The organism is Pseudomonas urethralis (genome assembly GCF_021602465.1).
Taxonomy (GTDB): domain Bacteria; phylum Pseudomonadota; class Gammaproteobacteria; order Pseudomonadales; family Pseudomonadaceae; genus Aquipseudomonas; species Aquipseudomonas vlassakiae.
Map to the genome: position 1 here is coordinate 105976 of NZ_BQIJ01000009.1, position 17551 is coordinate 123526.

Annotated in this window: 19 protein-coding genes; 14 read left to right on the forward strand and 5 right to left on the reverse strand. The window is 63.9% G+C overall.

Going from position 1 to position 17551, the window contains the following annotated elements; all coding sequences use genetic code 11:
* Positions 1–46 precede the first annotated feature (46 nt).
* From mpl to L6D64_RS16245, 3 genes are read left to right on the forward strand one after another with little or no spacing between them, the layout of a single operon-like run.
* On the forward strand, positions 47–1396 hold the full coding sequence (gene mpl / locus L6D64_RS16235; RefSeq protein ID WP_176507058.1) for a UDP-N-acetylmuramate:L-alanyl-gamma-D-glutamyl-meso-diaminopimelate ligase: 1350 nt from the start codon (positions 47–49) through the stop codon (positions 1394–1396).
* Positions 1393–2022: a flavin prenyltransferase UbiX gene (ubiX, locus tag L6D64_RS16240; protein ID WP_176507059.1), complete on the forward strand. Its 630-nt coding sequence runs from the start codon at positions 1393–1395 to the stop codon at positions 2020–2022. The genes mpl and ubiX overlap by 4 nt, the downstream gene beginning before the upstream one ends.
* Positions 2019–2306 carry a YceK/YidQ family lipoprotein gene (locus L6D64_RS16245; RefSeq protein WP_176507060.1) on the forward strand — a complete coding sequence of 96 codons (288 nt, stop codon included), beginning with the start codon at positions 2019–2021 and terminating at the stop codon, positions 2304–2306. The genes ubiX and L6D64_RS16245 overlap by 4 nt, the downstream gene beginning before the upstream one ends.
* A 3-nt stretch (positions 2307–2309) precedes the next feature.
* Here the strand turns inward: L6D64_RS16245 and L6D64_RS16250 are convergent, their stop codons facing one another.
* The 3 genes from L6D64_RS16250 to L6D64_RS16260 form a co-directional block, all read right to left on the reverse strand.
* Complete coding sequence (locus tag L6D64_RS16250) at positions 2310–2954, reverse strand: oxidoreductase (protein ID WP_176507061.1); 645 nt, start codon at positions 2952–2954, stop codon at positions 2310–2312.
* A 27-nt stretch (positions 2955–2981) separates the two neighbouring features.
* Positions 2982–4715, reverse strand: a complete 1734-nt coding sequence (locus tag L6D64_RS16255; RefSeq protein ID WP_176507062.1) for a C13 family peptidase — start codon at positions 4713–4715, stop codon at positions 2982–2984.
* Between the two features lie 178 nt (positions 4716–4893).
* Entirely contained in the window at positions 4894–5349 is a 456-nt protein-coding gene (locus L6D64_RS16260) for a MaoC family dehydratase (protein ID WP_054886172.1), read from the reverse strand.
* 144 nt (positions 5350–5493) lie between these two features.
* Here L6D64_RS16260 and L6D64_RS16265 point away from each other — a divergent pair, with 144 nt between their 5' ends.
* From L6D64_RS16265 to L6D64_RS16275, 3 genes are read left to right on the forward strand one after another with little or no spacing between them, the layout of a single operon-like run.
* A complete protein-coding gene (locus L6D64_RS16265; protein ID WP_176507063.1) occupies positions 5494–5859 on the forward strand; it encodes a CidA/LrgA family protein in 366 nt (121 codons plus the stop codon).
* Entirely contained in the window at positions 5856–6572 is a 717-nt protein-coding gene (locus L6D64_RS16270) for an LrgB family protein (protein WP_176507064.1), read from the forward strand. The genes L6D64_RS16265 and L6D64_RS16270 overlap by 4 nt, the downstream gene beginning before the upstream one ends.
* Before the next feature lie 9 nt (positions 6573–6581).
* On the forward strand, positions 6582–7172 hold the full coding sequence (locus tag L6D64_RS16275) for an LON peptidase substrate-binding domain-containing protein (RefSeq protein WP_054886169.1): 591 nt from the start codon (positions 6582–6584) through the stop codon (positions 7170–7172).
* A 96-nt stretch (positions 7173–7268) separates the two neighbouring features.
* Here the strand turns inward: L6D64_RS16275 and L6D64_RS16280 are convergent, their stop codons facing one another.
* Together L6D64_RS16280 and L6D64_RS16285 are read right to left on the reverse strand one after the other, a co-directional pair.
* Positions 7269–8585 carry a bifunctional DedA family/phosphatase PAP2 family protein gene (locus tag L6D64_RS16280; RefSeq protein ID WP_176507065.1) on the reverse strand — a complete coding sequence of 439 codons (1317 nt, stop codon included), beginning with the start codon at positions 8583–8585 and terminating at the stop codon, positions 7269–7271.
* Positions 8586–8588: 3 nt separating this feature from the next.
* Complete coding sequence (locus tag L6D64_RS16285) at positions 8589–9281, reverse strand: DNA-3-methyladenine glycosylase (RefSeq protein ID WP_176507066.1); 693 nt, start codon at positions 9279–9281, stop codon at positions 8589–8591.
* A 204-nt stretch (positions 9282–9485) separates the two neighbouring features.
* Here L6D64_RS16285 and L6D64_RS16290 point away from each other — a divergent pair, with 204 nt between their 5' ends.
* Genes L6D64_RS16290 through L6D64_RS16325 form a run of 8 tightly spaced genes read left to right on the forward strand, consistent with a single transcriptional unit; the run spans position 9486 to position 17440 of the window.
* Positions 9486–10757, forward strand: a complete 1272-nt coding sequence (locus L6D64_RS16290) for a glutamate-5-semialdehyde dehydrogenase (RefSeq protein ID WP_176507067.1) — start codon at positions 9486–9488, stop codon at positions 10755–10757.
* 1 nt (position 10758) lies between these two features.
* Positions 10759–11418 carry a nicotinate-nucleotide adenylyltransferase gene (nadD, locus tag L6D64_RS16295; protein ID WP_176507068.1) on the forward strand — a complete coding sequence of 220 codons (660 nt, stop codon included), beginning with the start codon at positions 10759–10761 and terminating at the stop codon, positions 11416–11418.
* A 45-nt stretch (positions 11419–11463) separates the two neighbouring features.
* On the forward strand, positions 11464–11886 hold the full coding sequence (gene rsfS, locus L6D64_RS16300; RefSeq protein WP_176507069.1) for a ribosome silencing factor: 423 nt from the start codon (positions 11464–11466) through the stop codon (positions 11884–11886).
* Between the two features lie 9 nt (positions 11887–11895).
* Positions 11896–12363: a 23S rRNA (pseudouridine(1915)-N(3))-methyltransferase RlmH gene (rlmH, locus tag L6D64_RS16305; protein WP_176507070.1), complete on the forward strand. Its 468-nt coding sequence runs from the start codon at positions 11896–11898 to the stop codon at positions 12361–12363.
* Between the two features lie 16 nt (positions 12364–12379).
* Positions 12380–14269: a penicillin-binding protein 2 gene (mrdA, locus tag L6D64_RS16310; RefSeq protein WP_054886163.1), complete on the forward strand. Its 1890-nt coding sequence runs from the start codon at positions 12380–12382 to the stop codon at positions 14267–14269.
* A gap of 38 nt (positions 14270–14307) precedes the next feature.
* Positions 14308–15411 carry a rod shape-determining protein RodA gene (gene rodA / locus L6D64_RS16315; protein ID WP_054886191.1) on the forward strand — a complete coding sequence of 368 codons (1104 nt, stop codon included), beginning with the start codon at positions 14308–14310 and terminating at the stop codon, positions 15409–15411.
* A gap of 17 nt (positions 15412–15428) precedes the next feature.
* A complete protein-coding gene (mltB, locus tag L6D64_RS16320; protein ID WP_176507071.1) occupies positions 15429–16439 on the forward strand; it encodes a lytic murein transglycosylase B in 1011 nt (336 codons plus the stop codon).
* Entirely contained in the window at positions 16439–17440 is a 1002-nt protein-coding gene (locus L6D64_RS16325; RefSeq protein ID WP_054886162.1) for a septal ring lytic transglycosylase RlpA family protein, read from the forward strand. Before mltB ends, L6D64_RS16325 begins: the two co-directional genes overlap by 1 nt.
* Positions 17441–17551: the final 111 nt, after the last annotated feature.

The following is a 17551-nucleotide window of genomic DNA, read 5'->3' on the forward strand; positions in this document are numbered from 1 at the left end:
TTTCTCGCCCTAGGCTACCCTGCCTCGAAGTTTTGCGAGGTCGACCATGCATATTCATATTCTCGGTATTTGCGGCACTTTCATGGGTTCGCTGGCCGTGCTGGCCAAAGAGCTCGGCCACCGCGTCACCGGCTCCGACGCCAACGTCTATCCGCCCATGAGCACCCAGCTCGAAGCCCAGGGCATCGAGCTGACCCAGGGCTACGATCCGGCTCAGCTGGACCCTGCACCAGACTTGGTAGTGATCGGCAACGCCATGTCGCGGGGCAACCCGGCAGTGGAGTATGTGCTGAACAAGGGCTTGCCTTATGTGTCCGGCCCGCAGTGGCTGGCCGACCATGTGCTGCAGGGCCGCTGGGTGCTGGCCGTGGCGGGTACCCACGGCAAGACCACCACCAGCAGCATGCTGGCCTGGGTGCTGGAGCACGCCGGCATGAGCCCGGGCTTCCTGATCGGCGGCGTGCCGCAGAACTTCTCGGTGTCGGCGCGCCTGGGCGGCACACCGTTCTTCGTGGTCGAGGCCGACGAATACGACAGCGCCTTCTTCGACAAGCGTTCGAAGTTTGTGCATTACCACCCGCGCACCGCGATCCTCAACAACCTAGAGTTCGACCACGCGGACATCTTCCCTGACCTGGCGTCCATCGAGCGGCAGTTCCACCACCTGGTACGGACCATCCCGAGCGAAGGCCTGGTCATTCACCCGACCACCGAGCAGGCGCTGGAGCGTGTGATCGGCATGGGCTGCTGGACCCCGGTGCAGACCACCGGTGAAGGTGGCGAGTGGCAGGCTCGCCTGCTCAGTGCCGACGGATCGCGTTTCGAGGTGCTGTTCGAGGGTGAGGTGCAGGGTGTGGTGGACTGGGCACTGACCGGTCAGCACAACGTCGCCAACGCCCTCGCCACGCTGGCCGCCGCCCGTCATGTTGGCGTGGTGCCAGTAATGGGTATCGAAGGCCTGAGTGCGTTCAAGAGCGTCAAGCGGCGCATGGAAAAGGTGGCTGAGGTCCAGGGCGTGACCATCTACGATGATTTCGCCCACCATCCGACGGCCATTGCCACCACACTCGACGGCTTGCGCAAGCGGGTGGGTGAAGCGCCGGTCATCGCCATCATCGAGCCGCGCTCCAACTCCATGAAGCTGGGCGCCCATCGAGATGGCCTGCCGGAAAGCGTCAATGACGCCGACCAGGTGATCTGGTACGCGCCCGACAACCTGGGTTGGGACCTGGCCGGCACTGCCGCGCAATGCAAGGTGCCCAGTGTGGTGGCCGACAGCCTTGACGCGATCATCGACCGGGTCAAGGGCCAGGCTCGCCCGGGTACCCATGTGGTGATCATGAGCAATGGCGGCTTCGGCGGCCTGCATGGCAAGCTGGCCGAGGCACTGCAGTGAGCGGCCCGGAACGCATCACCCTGGCCATGACTGGCGCCTCCGGCGTGCAATATGGCCTGCGCCTGCTCGATTGCCTGGTGCGCGAGGACCGCGAGGTGCATTTCCTCATCTCCAAGGCTGCGCAACTGGTGATGGCCACCGAGACCGACGTGCTCCTGCCGGCCAAGCCGCAGGCCATGCAGGCGTTTCTCACCGAATACACGGGGGCTGCCGATGGGCAGATCCGTGTCTATGGCAAGGAAGACTGGATGTCGCCGGTGGCTTCGGGCTCTGGGGCGCCAGCGGCGATGGTGGTGGTGCCGTGTTCAACCGGTACCTTGTCGGCAATCGCCACCGGCGCCTGCAACAACCTGATCGAGCGAGCCGCCGACGTCACCCTCAAGGAGCGCCGGCAGCTGATCCTGGTGCCACGCGAGGCACCGTTGTCGACCATTCACCTGGAGAACATGCTCAAGCTGTCACAGATGGGGGCAGTGATCCTGCCGGCGGCTCCGGGGTTCTATCATCAGCCGCAGACCATCGATGACCTGATCGACTTCGTCGTGGCGCGCATTCTCAACCTGTTGAACATTCCACAGGACATGTTGCCGCGCTGGGGCGAGCATCACTTCGGGGCTGATGAGTGAGGCGCTTTCTGGCCGGGGTGCTGGCGGCAAGCCTGCTTGGCGGCTGCGCCACGGTGCGCACGCTGGACGCCAACAAGCCTGGGGCGCCAGTGGTGTATGCCGGGACCCGGCTGGATCTGTACGTGATCAAGGGTGGCTGCTGCCCCAAGGATCGCTTCGGGGCCGAGGCACCGGCGTATCCTCACCTGGACCTGCCTGGCAGCATGCTGCTGGACACGCTGTTCCTGCCGCTGTCATTGCTGACGGCGGCAGGCATAGGGTTTCAGGCTACGGGTGGCCTGTAGCGGCTAATTCTTGCCGAGCCTGCGTAACTCGTCGGACTCCACCACGCGGATTCCGTCCTCTTCTTCCAGCGCCAGACGCCACAACGCCCGTGCCAGTGTGCATGCCTCGATCCCGCGATATTTACCTGGCATCAACTTCGAGAACGGCGAGGCCAGCTTCTCACCCAGGCGGGGTTCCACCCGTTCACCGAGCAGCAACGATGGCCGTACGATGGTCAGTTGTGGCCAGTCCTGCGCTTTGAGCGCTTCTTCCATTTCGCCTTTGACCCGGTTGTAGAAGATCGACGACTTGGGGTCTGCTCCAAGGGCGCTGACTACCAGCAGGTGACGCGCACCCATTTCCCGTGCGCGCTTGCTGAAGGCCACGACCATGTCCAGATCGACGGCGCGAAACGCTTGCTCAGAGCCCGCCTGCTTGAGGGTGGTGCCCAGGCAGCAATAGGCAATATCGACCCGGCCGGCCAGTTGCGGGAGAAACACTGCGGGGTCGCCCACCGGGTTTTCCAGGTGGGGGTGCTCGGCCAGTGGCCGACGGGTCGGGGCCAGCACGCGACTGATGGTGGGTTCGTTGAGCAGACGGTCGAGCAGGTGCTCACCGGTAAGGCCGGTGGCACCGGCAAGCAGGACATGCTGAGGCGTCAAATACATGATGTCTCTCCCTTGTTACACACAAGCTTAGCGGCTGGCAGGCGTTTTTGCCTGTTCCTCCGGCTTGGCCTGTGCCGCATTACGCAAGGCTTCCTCGGCCTGGTGCTTACGCAGTTGCTGCCAGTGTGCCAGTACTGCGGGCGGCGCCCAGATCTGGGGTTCGGAGGCCTCGAAACCTTCCCTCCGTTCTCTTTCGGCAACACTGGCGCGCGCCAGTTCAAACGCTTGTTTCAGGTCATCGGTCTGGTTCAAGGCCTCGGCGAACAAGGCATCGCCGAAGTAGGTGAAGTCAGCTTCTTCCGAGCACCCGAACGACACCCGGTCGGCACGGGCGGCCGTCATGATCAGCGTACGGTCATCCTTGAGCGGGGGGATATAGCCACCTGAATAACAGGCGGAGATGACAATGATCTTGTCGCGGTCCTTGAGCGGGGCCAGGGCGCTGGCCAATTCGTCGGCGGACAGGTCGGCCAGCTGCAGGCGCGGTTGGTCGAGCACCAGCTGGTGGTCCTGGCTGCCGTGGCTGGTCAGGTAGATGAAGATCAAGTCTTCCGGGCCGCTGCGTTCGGCCAGGGTGCGGGCGGCGCGGCTGAGATTCTCGCGGGTGGCCATGGGGCGGGTGGTCATCTGGTCGCGGTGGTTGACCAAGGTGACCTGGCCACGGGCACCGAAACGCACATTGAGCATGTTGCTGACATAGTCGGCTTCGCGCAGGAACACGCTCTGCTGGCCATCGCCGGCCACTACCAGGCTGTACAGCTGGACGGGCGGCGCCGAGCGCGGTACCCGCGCCAAGGCTTCATCGAGCAGGCGGCCCTGATTGAGCAGGGCCAGGTCCAGCGGGTCGGGCAGTAGCTTGCCTTTCTGGTCACGTACGCGCACACCATTGACCCAGAAGCCGCTTTCGACCTGGCCGCTGGCCAGCGTCAGCTTGCCGTGGCCCTGGTAGGCGTCGTTGTCGAAACCGCCGACGTACTGGCTGCCATCCGGCAACTGCAGGCTGCCTTGGCCAGACAGGTGCCAGTCGACGAAGGTGCCTTTGTAGTGGCTGCCGTCGCTGCCGAGCAATTCGCCTTCCCCGGTCAGCGAGCCGTCCTTGAACTCGCCTATCCAGACGTCGCCGTCGGCGTTCTCGTAGCGGCCACGGCCCTCCAGGCGGTTGTCCTTGAACTCACCGATGTATTGCTCGCCATCGACACTGTCGTAGGTGCCGCTGCCCTGCAACTGGCCATCGACGAAGCGGCCGCTGAACTGGTTGCCGCTGGCATCGCTGCGCACGCCGGCGCCATTGGGTTTGCCTTTGGCGAACAAGCCTTGGTAGCGGCTGCCGTCGGCCATTTCCAGTTCGCCTGCGCCTTCGTACTGGTCATCCTTGAATTGGCCGCGGTAGGTCAGGTCGGCTTGCTTGAGCGTACCTTCACCGTCACGTCGGCCGTGGCTGAAGGTGCCGGCATAGTGGCTGCCGGGGGTGGTCAGGTCGCCCAGGCCGTGGAACAGCCCCTTGTCGAACTGGCCTCGGTAGATCTCGCCATTGCTGCCGTGCCACTCGCCCTGGCCGTGCCACTGGCCGTCCTTGAAGCTGCCGGCGTACCAGCTGCCGTTGGGGTAGTCGATGCGCCCCTCGCCCTGCAGCAACCCATCGACCACCTGCCCACGGTAGCGGCCACCGTCGGGCAGGCGCGCGTCAGGCGGGGACAACGATTCACCATCGCCACAGGCAGCGAGCATCAGGGTCAGTGCGAGGGGGAGCAGTGGACGCATGGCGGAATCCGGGCAAAAGGTCTGCCGAGTATGCCGCAGAATACGGGGCGCAGGTATCTGTGATCCAATCGGAATCGGTGTTGGATCCTTCGCGGGTGAACCCGCTCGCACAGGTACGGCACAAGGCCTGGCCGTGTGGCGATCCTGTGGGAGCGGGTTCACCCGCGAATCGCCCCTGTCAGACGAAGCAGAGCGAGAGGGGTTCAGCGATATAGGCCGGCTTCTCTTCGCCTTCGATCTCCAGGGTAGCGGTCGCCTTGAGCAGCCACTGCCCGGGCTTCTTCTCGGTCACCTCACCCAGGTCCACCTTCAGTCGAACCTTGCTGTCGACCTTTACCGGCTGGATGAAACGCACGCTGTCGAGTCCATAATTGACCACCATCTTCAACCCTTCAGGCAGCACCAGGATGTCCATCATCAGCATGGGGATCAGCGACAAGGTCAGGAAACCATGCGCGATGGTGGTGCCGAACGGGGTTTTCGCCGCTTTTTCCGGGTCGACATGGATGAACTGGAAATCGCCGGTGGCTTCGGCGAACAGGTTGATGCGCTGCTGGTCGATCTTCAGCCAGTCGGAACGTCCCAGCTCCTTTCCAACGTACTGCGATAGCTCGTTTACCGGTACATAGGGCATCGCGACTCTCCAGGTTGTCATTTGGTACGAAAGTGCAAGATCAGCACGGCGAACCGTTTCAGTCAAGAAGCCCGCATTTCGGCGAATATCGGCTTATACGCAGCGCGTGCTTATAATGACGTGGCGTGCCTGAAGGAGATCCTTATGCTGTTGCGTGGTTTGACCTGGCTGGTGCTGTTTCAGCTGCTGGGTACGGCGCTCAATCACTTGTGTGTGCCGATTCTGCCGGGCCCGATCATTGGCCTGTTGTTGCTGCTGTTTTTCCTCATGGCTCGCGGCGAGGTCGGCAAGCCGCTGAGCGAGGCCGCCGGGAGCCTGCTGCGTTACCTGCCATTGCTGCTGGTGCCACCGGCGGTGGGGGTGATGGTCTACGCCAAGGACATTGCCGCAGACTTCTGGGCGATTGCCGGTGCGTTGCTGATTTCCTGCCTGGTCACCCTGGTGTTCGTCGGCCTGCTGATGCAGAAGCTCATCGACCGCCAACACGGCAAGCACGAGGAGTCGCCATGATCTTTGATTGGCAGGGCGCGCTCGACGCGGTCATCCACCATCCCTTGTTCGGTATCGGCATCACGTTGGGCGCGTACCAGATAGTGCTGGCCGCCTACGAAAAGACCCGCTGGCTGTTCCTGCAACCGGTATTGGTGTCGATGCTGCTGGTGATCGGCGTGCTGCTGACCTGCGGCATCGGCTACGCCGAATACCGCAAAAGCACCGAAATCATGAACATCCTCCTCGGCCCCGCCACCGTGGCCCTGGCGGTGCCGCTCTATCTCAACCTTCGGCGCATCCGGCAGCTGTTCTGGCCGACTTTTACTACGCTGGTAATCGGAGGCCTGTTCGCCACGGTCTGCTGCTTGCTGCTGGGCTGGTGGTTCGGTGCCGAACACATGATCCTGATGACCATGGCGCCGAAATCGGTCACTTCGCCGATCGCCATGCTGGTGGCGGAACAGATTGGTGGCGTGGCGGCGCTGGCGGCCGTGTTCGTGTTGATTACCGGGGTGATTGGGGCAATCTTCGGCCCGGCACTGCTGACCCGGCTGGGTGTGCACAGCCCGGAGGCGCGTGGCATGTCGCTAGGTGTGACGGCTCATGCCGTGGGCACTTCGGTGGCCTTGCAGGAAAGTGACGAGTGCGGCGCTTTTGCCGCGCTGGCGATGAGCCTGATGGGGGTGGCCACGGCGGTGTTCCTGCCGTTGGCGGTCAGCCTGGTGGCTTGAGGAGTTGTGATGACGCTACCGCTGTTTCCCCTCAATACCGTGTTGTTTCCCGGTTGCCTGCTGGATCTGCAGATCTTCGAGGCGCGTTACCTGGACATGATTGGCCGCTGCATGAAGCAGGGCACTGGCTTTGGCGTGGTGTGCATCGTCGAAGGCGAGCAGGTCGGCAAGGCGCCGCCGGTGGTGGCTTCGATCGGTTGCGAGGCGATGATTCGTGACTTCGTCCAGCAGGACAACGGCTTGCTGGGTATTCGCGTGGAAGGTGTACGGCGCTTCGAGTTGAGCCAGACCGAAGTGCAGAAGGACCAATTGCTGGTCGGCGAGGTGCATTGGCTGGCGGAGCAACCGGACAGCCCGCTCACCGATCACGACGATGACTTGCTGGCGCTGTTGGTGGCCCTGGGCGAGCATCCGATGGTCGAGGCGCTGGACATGCCGCGGGACGTCGACGGGCGCCAGGCCCTGGCCAACCAACTGGCGTACCTGTTGCCGTTCATGGAAGAGGACAAGCTGGACTTGCTGGCGATCGACTCGCCGGCGCAGCGGCTGGAAGAGATCCAGAAGCTGCTGGAGCGGATCCAGGGTGAGTTGTTCGCCTGATCAAGCTCAGGCCTCTTCGCGGCTGAAGCCGTTCCCACAGGACCGCACAATACCTGTAGGAGCGGCTTGAGCCGCGAGAGGCCGGTGAAGGCAACATCAATACTGGTAGCGAAGCAGGGCGTGAGGCAGCGCGTGCATGGCAAAGAACGCCAGCAGCGCGATACACGCCGGCAGCACCAGCCACCAGACTTTTTGCGGCAGTGCTGTCAGCGGCTGCCGATGCTGCACCAGGGTCAGGCTCAGGGCGCACACGCAACAGGCCAGCAGGGCACCGGCCATGATGTCGGTCGGCCAATGGGCACCCAGGTACACCCGCGACAAGGCAATCGCCAGCGCCGGGATGCAGCCCAGCATCACCCAGGTCAGGCGCATGCGCGGCGGCATGCCGCGCCCGGCCAGCACCGCCAGGGTCAGGAAGAATGCGAACGATGCCGAACTGTGCCCGCTGGGCATGCTGTAGCTGGTCAACGGGTCGCTCAGTACTTCCGGGCGGGCACGGGCGAACAGCCATTTGAGCGTGCCATTGGCCAGCGCGGTGCCAATCAGCGTACCGCCCGCGAACAGGGCATGGCGCCACTGACGCGCCAGGAGCAGCAAGCCGGTCAGCAAACCGCCCAGGAAAAACTGGGTCTTGAAGTCGCCCAACCGGGTCACCAGCACCACGGTGCCGTCAATGGCTTTGCTACGGTGTTCCTGCACCAGCGTCATCACGCCCTGATCGAAGGCCTGCAGGTAGGGCCAGCCAAGAAACACCGCCGTCAGGGCGATGAAGCTGAGGCCGGCGATCAGCCGGGTACCATGACGCTGATCGCGCAGGCTGCTGTTCAGGCTCAGGCCGATCAGTACCGCCAGGGTCCCGGCGATGATGCCGGCATCCAGCCAGAAACCTTCCGGCAAGGGCAGGCGCATGGCCGCACCGGTGGCCCAGCCGGGCAGCAGATAGGCCACCGACCAACCGGCACCCGCCACCAGGCTGACGGCGATGAAGCGCGGCAGCGGCATATCGAACATCCCGGCCACCATGGGCAGCATCGGCCGCAGCGGGCCGATGAAGCGGCCGACCAGCAGGCTGGCGATGCCGTAGCGCTGGAAGTAGGCCTCGGCGCTGCCGATCCATTCGGGGTGATGGCGCAGCAGCGGCAGGCGGCGGATGTTCTGGTGGAAGTACTTGCCGACGGTGTATGACAGCGCGTCACCGAGCAGGCCGCCGAGGAACCCCAGCAGCAGGGTTTCACCCAGGCTGAATGCACCACTGCCGGCCAGCACGGCAACGGCAAACAGCAGTACCGTGCCCGGCACGATGATGCCGGCAATGGCCAGGCACTCGACGCACGCCACCAGAAAAATCGCCAGGCCAAGCCACTGGGGGTTGGCGCTGAGCCAGCCTGTCAGGCTGTCGAGCCATTGGCCCATGTTTCAGCTTCCTTGTTTGAGGGTGAAAAAGTCTTGCCCTTCGACTTGGCCCCGGCGCAGCGGGTTCCTGGTGCAGAAACGGGCGTATTCGGCATCGACGAAGCGGTACGGCAGGTGCTCGTCGCGCCCGTGGGGAATGCCCAACCGTGCCGTTTGGATCACCCTTGGCACGGCGATGCCGCAGTCTTCGACGTACAGGCGCTCGGGGTCGAAACGTTTTGCGTCCCAATGCGGCACTTTCAGGCCCATGGCCTTGCACAAGAGGGTCTGCCCGGCGCACAGGCGCTCAGGTGGGCGCAGGTTGCCGCTGGCGTCGGGGTTGTTCAGTTGCATCTGCGCCAGGCTGTTGGCATCGGAGACGGCGTCGACCCAGGGATAGGCGGACTTGATCAGCACGGCGTTGCCTGGGCCCTGGGCACTGAAGTTGAGCGAGTCGCCGCCGCGGGCGTAATACATGTAGATGTGCCCGCCGTCGAGGAACAGCGCCTTGCGTTTTTCGGTGTAGCCGAGCGACGCGTGGCTGCCTTTGTCGGTCAGGTAGTAGGCCTCGGTCTCGATGATCCGCGCGGCCAGCCACAGGTCGCCTTGGCGATGACGGATGACTTTGCCCAGCAACGCCTTGGCCAAGGTCTGGGCGTCGCGGTCGAAAAAGCTGTCAGGGAGGGCGCGTGCAGGGCAGGGTGCTGAGGCTGGCATGCTGGCGGTTCGTGGCAGTAAAGGCGGGGATGATAGCAATGAATAGCTTAATCGAGGCTGAACCGGGACAGTTCGATAAGCGCGGTTACATCTTTCCTATGGATTCTGCCGAGCCATTTTCGACCATCCGCCACCCGCCGCTGGGCGTATACCTGCGCGACAGTTATAATCAGCCGATTTCCCCTTCGCCAAGACACCGAACCCATGACTGAGTCCGTTCTTGACTACATGACCCGCCTGGGTCGCGCCGCACGCCAGGCTTCCCGCGTCATCGCACGTGCCAGCACCGCGCAGAAGAACCGCGCCCTGCAGGCCGCCGCCGATGCGCTGGATGCTGCGCGCGCCGAGCTTGCCGCAGCCAACGAACTGGACCTGGCCGCCGGCCGTGCCAATGGCCTGGAGGCGGCGCTGCTTGACCGCCTGGCGCTGACCCCGGCGCGTATCGACGGCATGATCACCGGCCTGCGCCAGGTGGCAAGCCTGCCAGACCCGGTCGGCGCCATCCGCGACATGAGCTACCGCCCGTCGGGCATTCAGGTCGGCAAGATGCGCGTGCCGTTGGGGGTGATCGGGATCATCTACGAGTCGCGCCCGAACGTGACCATCGATGCCGCCAGCCTGTGCCTGAAATCGGGCAACGCCACCATTCTGCGTGGCGGCTCCGAGGCCATCCACTCCAACCGTGCCATCGCCACCTGCATCCAGCGTGGCCTGGCTGCGGCCGGCTTGCCGGCTGCCGTGGTGCAGGTGGTCGAGACCACCGACCGCGAAGCCGTTGGCGCGCTGATCAGCATGCCCGAGTTCGTCGACGTCATCGTGCCGCGCGGTGGCCGTGGCCTGATCGAGCGCATCAGCCGCGATGCCCGGGTGCCGGTCATCAAGCACCTGGACGGTATCTGCCACGTCTATGTGGCCGAGCACGCCGACCTGGACAAGGCCTGGCGCGTGGCATTCAACGCCAAGACCTACCGCTACGGCATTTGTGGTGCGATGGAAACCCTGCTGGTCGACCAGCGCGTGGCCGAAGGCTTCCTGCCGGAAATGGCCCGCCGCTTCCAGGAGAAGGGCGTCGAACTGCGTGGCTGCGAGCGTACCCGCGGGTTGATCGAGGCCAGGCCGGCCACTGAAGACGACTGGCACACCGAGTACCTCGACGCGATCCTGTCGATCCGCGTCGTCGACGGCCTGGACCAGGCCATCGAGCACATCAACCAGTACGGCTCGCACCACACCGACTCGATCATTACCGAACATCAAGGCCAGGCCCGCCAGTTCATGGCCGAGGTCGATTCGGCATCGGTGATGCTCAACACCCCGACCTGTTTCGCCGATGGCTTCGAGTACGGCCTGGGCGCTGAAATCGGCATTTCCACCGACAAGCTGCATGCCCGCGGCCCGGTCGGCCTGGAAGGCCTGACCTGCGAGAAGTACGTGGTGATCGGTGACGGCCAACTGCGCGGCCAGGAGTCCTGCTGAGTTGAGCAAGGCCCAGGCAGTCCGGCGCATCGGCATTCTTGGCGGTACCTTCGATCCCGTGCACATCGGCCACCTGCGCAGCGCGCTGGAAGTGGCCGAGTTCATGGCGCTCGATGAGCTGCGCCTGTTGCCCAATGCCCGCCCGCCACACCGCGATACCCCGCAGGTGGCGGCGCAGGACCGCCTGGCCATGGTTCGTCAAGCGGTGCAGGGCGTCGACTGCCTCAGCGTCGATGCCCGCGAACTCGAACGCGACAAACCGTCGTACACCATCGACACGCTGGAATCGATTCGCGCCGAGCTGGGCGTCGACGACCAGCTGTTCCTGGTGCTTGGCTGGGATGCCTTCTGTGGCCTGCCCACCTGGCACCGCTGGGAAGAACTGCTGCAACACTGTCACATCCTGGTGCTGCAACGCCCGGATGCGGACGTTGAACCCCCTGACGAGTTGCGCAACCTGCTGGCTGCGCGCTCGGAGAGCGATCCCACCGCCATGTCCGGCCCGGCGGGGAATATTTCGTTCGTCTGGCAGACGCCGCTCGCGGTGTCGGCTACACAGATCCGACAGCTGCTGGCCAGCGGCAAATCGGTGAGGTTCCTGGTGCCGGACGCCGTACTGGCCTACATCGAGGCGCACGAACTGTATCGTGCCCCTCACTGACGGTGCCCCCGGGGCGCCTCATCCAAACGAGTTGAAGAGTTTTTTATGAGCAAGCAGAAAATCAATGGCGAAGAACTGGTCAAGCTGACCATCAGCGCCCTGGAAGACGTCAAGGCCCAGGATATCCAGGTCATCGACGTGCGCGAAAAGCACAGCCTGACCGACTACATGATCATTGCCACCGGTACCTCCAACCGTCAGATCAACGCGATGCTGGAAAAGGTCCGTGAAGCGGTCAAGGCCAAGGGCGCACAGCCGCTGGGTGAAGAAGGCAAGGGCGACAGCGACTGGGTACTGCTGGACCTGAACGACGTCATCGTGCACATGATGACCGCCGCTGCCCGCCAGTTCTACGACCTGGAGCGCCTGTGGATGGGCGCCGAGCAGAGCCGTGCGGCCGATGCCAAGCACCACAGCCCGGAAAACGCCAGCGACTACTTCACCGACAAACTGAAAGACCGGGAATAAGGAAGCGTCGTGCGCCTGCGCCTGATCGCGGTCGGCTCGCGTATGCCCAAGTGGGTCGAGGAAGGCTGGCATGAATATGCCAAGCGCCTGCCCCAGGAGCTGTCGCTCGAGCTGGTGGAAATCCCGCTGAACACTCGTGGCAAGAATGCCGACGTCGCCCGCCTGATCCGCCAGGAGGGCGAAGCCATGCTGGGCAAAGTCCAGCCTGGGGAACGCATCGTCACCCTCGAGGTCCATGGCAAGCCCTGGAGTACCGAGCAGCTGGCGATCGAGCTGGACCGCTGGCGCCTGGACTCGCGCACGGTGAATTTGATGGTGGGCGGTCCGGAGGGGCTGGCGCCTGAGGTCTGCGCACGCGCCGAGCAGCGCTGGTCGCTGTCGCCGCTGACCCTGCCGCACCCGTTGGTAAGGATACTCATCGGCGAACAGATCTACCGCGCCTGGACGGTATTGTCCGGGCACCCTTACCACAAATGAGCCTGTAAGCAGTCCGATGTCGCAGCCGATCCGTCTCAAGGACCACGAGAAAGACGCCCGCCTGGTGCGCAACCGCGTCGTTGTCGGCGCGGTGGCGGTCATGCTGCTCATTTGCGTGTTGGTCGCGCGGCTGTATTACCTGCAGATCATCCAGTACGACTATCACTCGACGCTTTCGGAAAACAACCGGGTGCATGTGCAGCCGATTCCGCCGACGCGCGGGTTGATCTTCGACCGCAACGGGGTGATCGTTGCCGACAACCGGCCCAGTTTCAGCCTGTCGATGACCCGTGAACGTGCGGGGAACTGGCAGGAAGTGCTGGATACCATCGTCGAAGTGCTGGACCTGACGGCGGACGACCGGGCGCTGTTCGAAAAGCGCATGAAGCAGGGGCGTCGGCCGTTCGAGCCGGTGCCGATCCTGTTCGAACTCAACGAAGAGCAGATCGCCCGCGTGGCGGTCAACCAGTTCCGCCTGCCTGGCGTCGAGGTCGTCGCCCAGCTGGTGCGCCATTACCCACAGGGCGCGCATTTTGCTCATTCGGTCGGTTATGTCGGGCGGATCAACGAAAAAGAGCTGAAAACCCTCGACCCGGTGAACTACAGCGGCACTCACCATATCGGCAAGACCGGCATCGAACGCTTCTACGAGCCCGAGCTGCACGGCCAGGTCGGTTACGAGGAAGTCGAGACCAACGCGCGGGGCCGTGTGCTGCGGGTGCTCAAGCGCACCGACCCGAAGCCGGGCAAGGACATCGTGCTGAGCCTCGACATCAAGCTGCAGGAAGCTGCGGAGGCCGCCCTGGGTGGCCGGCGCGGCGCGGTGGTGGCGCTCGACCCGCGTACCGGCGAAGTGCTGGCGATGGTCAGCCAGCCGAGCTTCGACCCCAACCTGTTCGTCACCGGCATCAGCTTCAAGGCCTACGCCGAACTGCGCGACTCGATCGACCGGCCCCTGTTCAACCGCGTTCTGCGCGGCCTGTATCCGCCGGGTTCGACCATCAAGCCGGCGGTGGCCATTGCCGGCCTCGACAGTGGGGTGGTCAACGCCAGCAGCCGGGTGTTCGACCCGGGCTACTACCAACTGCCCAATTACGATCACAAGTACCGTAACTGGAACCGCACCGGTGACGGCTGGGTCGACCTGGACACCGCGATCATGCGCTCCAACGACACCTACTTCTACGACCTTGCCCACAAGATGGGTATTGATCGGCTGTCCAGCTACATGAACAAGTTCGGCATCGGCCAGAAGGTCGCCCTCGACATGTTCGAGGAATCGCCCGGGCTGATGCCGTCGCGCGAATGGAAGCGCGCCACCCGCCGCCAGGCCTGGTTCCCGGGTGAAACGCTGATTCTCGGCATTGGCCAGGGCTACATGCAGGCCACGCCGCTGCAGTTGGCCCAGGCCACTGCATTGATCGCCAACAAGGGCGTGTGGAACCGTCCACACCTGGCCAAGACCATCGAAGGCCAGCCGCCGGTGGACCCTAACCCGATGGAAGACATCGTCCTGCGCGACAAGTCCGATTGGGCCAAGGTCACCCACGGCATGGAGCAGGTGATGCACAACGCCCGCGGTACCGCGCGCAAGGCGGCGACCGGCGCCCAGTACCGCATCGCCGGCAAGAGCGGTACCGCCCAGGTGGTGGCGATCAAGCAGGGCGAGAAGTACGACCGCAACAAACTCCAGGAGCGCCACCGCGACCACGCGCTGTTCGTGGCCTTTGCCCCGGCCGACGACCCAAGGATCGTGGTCTCGGTGATGGTCGAGAACGGTGAGTCCGGCTCCGGCGTTGCCGCGCCTGTGGTGCGGCAGATCATGGATGCCTGGCTGCTCGACGAGAGCGGCCGGCTGAAAAGCGAATTCGCACCTGCCACCGTCGCCCAGGAAACGGCCCAGTGAAGAACAATTTCGATCGCATGCTCTCCAGCGAGGACGTGATGCGTCGACGCGCCAGCTTCCTGCAGCGCATCCACATCGACGGCCCCTTGCTGATCATCCTGCTGACCCTCGCTGCCGGCAGCCTGTTCGTCCTCTATTCGGCCAGCGGCAAGAACTGGGACCTGCTGCTCAAGCAGGCCACCTCGTTCGGTATTGGCCTGGTCTCGATGTTCGTCATCGCCCAGCTTGAGCCGCGCTTCATGGCCCGCTGGGTGCCACTGGCGTATCTGGTAGGGGTGTGCCTGCTGGTGGTGGTCGATGTCATGGGCCACAACGCCATGGGGGCCACGCGCTGGATCAACATCCCCGGAGTGATCCGTTTCCAGCCCTCGGAATTCCTCAAGATCATCATGCCGGCGACCATCGCCTGGTACCTCTCCAAGCGCACGTTGCCGCCGCACCTGAAACACGTGGCAATAAGCCTGGTGTTGATTGGCGTGCCGTTCATTCTTATCGTCCGTCAGCCTGACCTGGGCACGGCGTTGCTGATTCTTGCCTCCGGCGCATTCGTGCTGTTCATGGGTGGGCTGCGCTGGCGCTGGATCCTCAGCGTGCTTGCAGCGACGGTACCGGTAGCGGTGGCGATGTGGTTCTTCGTGATGCACGACTACCAGAAGCAGCGCGTACTGACCTTCCTCGACCCGGAAAGCGATCCGCTGGGTACCGGCTGGAACATCATCCAGTCGAAGGCTGCCATCGGTTCTGGTGGTGTGTTCGGCAAGGGTTGGCTACTGGGTACCCAGTCGCACCTGGACTTCCTGCCGGAAAGCCACACCGACTTCATCATCGCGGTGCTTGGCGAGGAGTTCGGCCTGGTCGGCATCTGCCTGCTGCTGATCGTCTACCTGCTGCTGATCGGCCGCGGGCTGATGATCACCGCTCAGGCGCAGACCCTGTTCGGCAAGTTGCTGGCAGGCAGCCTGACCATGACCTTCTTTGTCTATGTGTTCGTCAATATCGGTATGGTCAGCGGCCTGTTGCCCGTGGTGGGGGTGCCGCTGCCCTTCATCAGCTATGGCGGAACTTCGTTGGTGACGCTGCTGTCAGCGTTTGGCGTTCTGATGTCGATCCACACGCACCGCAAATGGATCGCGCAAGTTTGAATAAGGTGAACAATTTCATGCAAGCAGTGCGTAACTGGGCTGCCCGTTGTGCGCCGTGGATCGGCGCGGTGGGCCTGTTCGGCGCTGTACAGCTGGCCCATGCCGGTGACTACGACGGCTCCCCGCAGGTGACCGAGTTCGTTCTCCAGATGAGCCGCGACTACGGGTTTGCTCCCGAGCAATTGAACGGGGTGTTCCGCGAGGTGCAGCGCAAGCAGTCGATTCTCGACGCCATCTCGCGCCCGGCCGAACGGGTCAAGCCGTGGAAGGAATACCGCCCGATGTTCATCACCGACGCGCGCATTGCCCGGGGTGTGGACTTCTGGCGTCAGCACGAGGCGGTGCTGGCCCGGGCCGAGCAAACTTATGGTGTGCCGGCGCAATACATCGTCGCGATCATCGGGGTGGAGACCTTCTTTGGCCGCAACACCGGCAACTACCGGGTGATCGATGCCTTGTCCACCCTGGCCTTCGACTACCCGCCGCGAGCCGAATTCTTCCGCAAGGAGCTGCGCGAGTTCCTGCTGCTGGCCCGCGACGAACAGATCGACCCGCTCAACCTCAAGGGCTCCTACGCCGGCGCGATGGGCTTGCCGCAGTTCATGCCGAGCAGCTTCCGCAACTACGCGGTGGACTTCGACGGCGACGGCCACATCAACATCTGGAACAACCCCGACGATGCCATCGGCAGCGTGGCCAGCTACTTCAAGCGCCATGGCTGGGTGGCCGGCGAAGGCGTGGTCAGCCGCGCCCGGGTCAGTGGTACGCGGGTCGACGAAGGCGTCACCACGGGCATCGAGCCGGTCAAGACGGTCGGGGAGTTGCGGGCGTTGGGCTGGTCGAGCCATGATGCGCTGCGCGATGATCTGCCGGTAACGGCTTTCCGCCTGGAAGGCGAGAACGGCCCCGAGTACTGGATGGGCCTGAAGAACTTCTACGCGATCACTCGCTACAACCGCAGCGTGATGTATGCCATGGCGGTGCATCAGCTTGCGGAACAGCTGGTTCAAGTACGGGGCGTCAAGTAATGCGCGCAATCATCTCTGCCAATACCTTCAAGCTGCTGACCTGCATGACCGTCGGCATGTTGCTGGTCAGCTGTTCCTCCAGCCGCCCGACCTCCCAGGGCAGTGGCAATGTCGTCCGCTCGCAGCCTGGCCTGGACATCAACCGCGCCCACAAGGACGGTGCGCCGTGGTGGGATGTGGACGTCAACAAGATCCCCGATGCCACCCCGACCGTGCATACCGGTGCCTACAAGGCCAACCCGTATACCGTGCTGGGCAAGACCTACTACCCGATGCAGGACGCGCGCAACTACCGCGCCGAGGGCACTGCATCGTGGTATGGCACCAAGTTCCACGGCCAGAACACTGCCAACGGCGAGCTGTACGACCTGTACGGCATGAGCGCGGCGCACAAGACCTTGCCGCTGCCGGCCTATGTCCGGGTGACCAACCTGGCCAACGGCCGCAGCGTGATCTTGCGGGTGAACGACCGTGGCCCGTTCTATTCCGATCGGATCATCGACCTGTCCTATGCGGCGGCGAAGAAGCTCGGCTACGCCGAGATTGGCACCGCGCATGTGCGGGTCGAGGGTATCGACCCGCAGCAGTGGTGGGCACAGAAGGGCCAGAAGCCGCCACTGATGCTGAAAGAACCGCAGGTCGCGCAGACCCAGGCGATTCCGGCCAGCACCGGGCGGGTCGAGCAGTGGACCCCGCCACCGCAGCAGCACGCGGCGCCGGTGGTGCCGGTGCAGGTGGGCGGCGGCAACGTGCCAGCCGGCGCTGCTGGCAATGTCCTGCAGGTAGGTGCCTTCGCCAACCCGGATGCTGCCGAGCTGCTGCGCTCCAAGCTCAGCACCATGGTCAGCGCGCCGGTGTTCATCAGCTCCATCGTGCGCAACCAGCAAACCCTGCACCGCGTGCGTCTGGGGCCGTTCGGCAGCCAGGGCGAGATCCAGCAGGCACAGGACAGCATTCGCCTGGCGAATCTTGGCCAGGCTAAGCTGGTCACCGCTGACTGACCGTTCATGTGGGGGCCCGGGCCTCCACAAACTGTCGGTTTTGTCATGAATTGCCGGCCCCGGCCATGTACAATATCGGCTTTTGCCCGCAGCGACATAAAGCCGCAGTTC

Coding starts and splice junctions, on each gene's coding strand:
- mpl (WP_176507058.1), top strand. CDS start 47: ATGCATATTCATATTCTCGGTATTTGCGGCACTTTCATGGGTTCGCTG.
- L6D64_RS16250 (WP_176507061.1), bottom strand. CDS start 2,954: ATGTATTTGACGCCTCAGCATGTCCTGCTTGCCGGTGCCACCGGCCTT.
- L6D64_RS16255 (WP_176507062.1), bottom strand. CDS start 4,715: ATGCGTCCACTGCTCCCCCTCGCACTGACCCTGATGCTCGCTGCCTGT.
- L6D64_RS16260 (WP_054886172.1), bottom strand. CDS start 5,349: ATGCCCTATGTACCGGTAAACGAGCTATCGCAGTACGTTGGAAAGGAG.
- L6D64_RS16265 (WP_176507063.1), top strand. CDS start 5,494: ATGCTGTTGCGTGGTTTGACCTGGCTGGTGCTGTTTCAGCTGCTGGGT.
- L6D64_RS16270 (WP_176507064.1), top strand. CDS start 5,856: ATGATCTTTGATTGGCAGGGCGCGCTCGACGCGGTCATCCACCATCCC.
- L6D64_RS16275 (WP_054886169.1), top strand. CDS start 6,582: ATGACGCTACCGCTGTTTCCCCTCAATACCGTGTTGTTTCCCGGTTGC.
- L6D64_RS16280 (WP_176507065.1), bottom strand. CDS start 8,585: ATGGGCCAATGGCTCGACAGCCTGACAGGCTGGCTCAGCGCCAACCCC.
- L6D64_RS16285 (WP_176507066.1), bottom strand. CDS start 9,281: ATGCCAGCCTCAGCACCCTGCCCTGCACGCGCCCTCCCTGACAGCTTT.
- L6D64_RS16290 (WP_176507067.1), top strand. CDS start 9,486: ATGACTGAGTCCGTTCTTGACTACATGACCCGCCTGGGTCGCGCCGCA.
- rsfS (WP_176507069.1), top strand. CDS start 11,464: ATGAGCAAGCAGAAAATCAATGGCGAAGAACTGGTCAAGCTGACCATC.
- mrdA (WP_054886163.1), top strand. CDS start 12,380: ATGTCGCAGCCGATCCGTCTCAAGGACCACGAGAAAGACGCCCGCCTG.
- rodA (WP_054886191.1), top strand. CDS start 14,308: ATGCGTCGACGCGCCAGCTTCCTGCAGCGCATCCACATCGACGGCCCC.
- mltB (WP_176507071.1), top strand. CDS start 15,429: ATGCAAGCAGTGCGTAACTGGGCTGCCCGTTGTGCGCCGTGGATCGGC.
- L6D64_RS16325 (WP_054886162.1), top strand. CDS start 16,439: ATGCGCGCAATCATCTCTGCCAATACCTTCAAGCTGCTGACCTGCATG.